At 34.3% G+C, this 528-nt stretch carries 1 pseudogene; it reads right to left on the bottom strand.

The window, feature by feature from the left end:
• Positions 1-528: pseudogene (locus CYP26_RS09720) on the bottom strand (methyl-accepting chemotaxis protein); the annotation flags it as partial.

The following is a 528-nucleotide window of genomic DNA, read 5'->3' as shown; positions in this document are numbered from 1 at the left end:
GCTAGAAGGTTTGTTTGATCTGCTATATCTCTAATGATAGTTATGATGTTTTTAATTTCATCACTTTGTCTTATAACATCAGCTGTCTTTTGAGAGATGGCATTCATTGAGCTTGACATTTGCTCAACTGCAGCTGCACTTTCTTGTAAGCTATTTGCTTGAGTGTTTGCTGAGCTTGTTACTTGAGATACTGAGCTAGCTAGAAGTTTAGCTTTTTCTTCAAGTAGCTGTGCTTGGTTTAGATTGTCATTTAGCATTTTAGATATTTCAATGCCAAGAGAGTTTATACCACTTGCTATCTTACCATCATCATCAAGTCTTTTTGTAAAGTCTTGGTTTTTATAAGTGTTTAGTAGATCAAGTACATCTTTACCATTACTTGAGATTGCATTTTTAAGAGCAAGTTGTAGATCTTTAAATGTGCTTTTTAGTTGATTTAGAGCTGGGTTGTTTGTATCAGCTTCTAAGCTTGCTTCATAGTTGCCATCTTTTATCTCATTTACAAAGGTGTTGGCTTTTTGGATGAAG

Source organism: Campylobacter concisus, from assembly GCF_002913225.1.
Taxonomy (GTDB): domain Bacteria; phylum Campylobacterota; class Campylobacteria; order Campylobacterales; family Campylobacteraceae; genus Campylobacter_A; species Campylobacter_A concisus_J.
The sequence above is the reverse complement of the archived record's forward strand: the minus strand, read 5'-3'. Positions and strand labels throughout refer to the sequence as shown.